Source organism: Rhodococcus sp. LB1, assembly GCF_001583455.1.
Classification (GTDB): Bacteria; Actinomycetota; Actinomycetes; order Mycobacteriales; family Mycobacteriaceae; genus Rhodococcus_F; species Rhodococcus_F opacus.
Genome location: NZ_LTCZ01000372.1, coordinates 1 through 1249, shown reverse-complemented (window position 1 = coordinate 1249; position 1249 = coordinate 1). Strand labels below are relative to the sequence as shown.

General features: G+C 66.0%; 2 protein-coding genes. Both read right to left on the bottom strand.

Annotated elements, in window-relative coordinates; genetic code table 11:
* Positions 1–273: enoyl-CoA hydratase-related protein (locus tag AZG88_RS36060; protein ID WP_197487993.1), on the bottom strand; the 273-nt coding region annotated here is incomplete at its 3' end.
* Complete coding sequence (gene mmsB / locus AZG88_RS36055) at positions 270–1169, bottom strand: 3-hydroxyisobutyrate dehydrogenase (RefSeq protein WP_005252877.1); 900 nt, start codon at positions 1167–1169, stop codon at positions 270–272. The genes mmsB and AZG88_RS36060, both read right to left, overlap by 4 nt.
* Positions 1170–1249: the final 80 nt, after the last annotated feature.

Sequence of the window (1249 nt, the reverse complement as noted above, 5' to 3'; positions counted from 1 at the left end):
GAGCCGATCCCATGCTGCGAAGAAGTCGTCCAGGTAGACGTCCATGTACGACTTGGGCTGCATCTCCTTGATGTCGGCGCCCGCCGCGAACGCCCGATCGGAACCGGTGATGAGAATGGCACCGATCTCCGAATCCTTCTCCAACTCCTCCACCGCCGACACGACCTCGCGCATCAGCTCGGAGTTCAGTGCGTTGAGTGCTTTCGGACGGTTGAGGGTGATGATCCCCACCCGGCCCTTGCGTTCGAGCAGGATGGTCTCGAAGTCGGTCACTGGTCTCCCTTGGTAGAACGGTCGCGGATGTCGTTGATGATGGCCGAGAAGTCCTGGCCCCCACCGCCGGCGGCGTGGAACCGGCTGTACAGCTCGGCGGCACGCAGCCCGAGGTCGGCCTCGACGCCGTTGGTCTTCAGCGCGTTCGCGGCGAGACCGAGATCCTTGTCCATCAACGCCGCCGCGAAACCCGGCTGGTAGTCGTTGTTGGCCGGGCTCGTCGGAACCGGTCCGGGCACAGGACAGTTGGTGGTGAGCGCCCAGCACTGACCCGACGCGTTGGACGCGACGTCGAACAGGGCCTGGTTGCTCAGACCCAGCTTCTCGCCGAGGACGAACGCCTCGCTGATGGCGATCATCGACACGCCCAGGATCATGTTGTTGCAGATCTTCGCGGCCTGACCGTTGCCCGGGTCTCCGCAGTGGACGACCTTCTTGCCCATCACGTCGAGCAGCGGCTTCGCGGACTCGAAGTCGTCCGCCGTGCCGCCCACCATGAACGCGAGCGTTCCCGCGGTGGCGCCGACGACGCCACCGGAAACCGGTGCGTCCACCGAACGGTGGCCCGCCTCGACGGCCTCGTCGTGCGCCGCGCGGGCGTCCGCGACGTCGATGGTGGACGAATCGATGAACAGGGTTCCCGGCTTCGCGGCTGGCAGGATCTCCGCGTAGAGCCCGAGGACGTGCTTGCCGCTCGGCAGCATCGTGATCACGACGTCCACCTCACGCACGGCCTCGACGGCCGAATCAGCGACGGTGACACCGTCTTTCACTGCCTGTTCGAGTGCGGCCGACGCGAGGTCGAATCCGACCACCGTGTGCCCCGCCTTGACGAGGTTGGCCGCCATGGGACCACCCATGTGGCCGAGTCCCAGAAATCCGACGGTAGTGCTCATAGCAGTCCCTCCTGGACGCGTGTAGCTGGTGGTCAATGCTGCGGCTGCGGGGCCGTCAGGCCGAGTTCGAGGTCGCCGAG

Excerpts from the sequence above, each read along its gene's own strand:
- mmsB (WP_005252877.1), bottom strand. The coding sequence starts at position 1,169 with ATGAGCACTACCGTCGGATTTCTGGGACTCGGCCACATGGGTGGTCCC.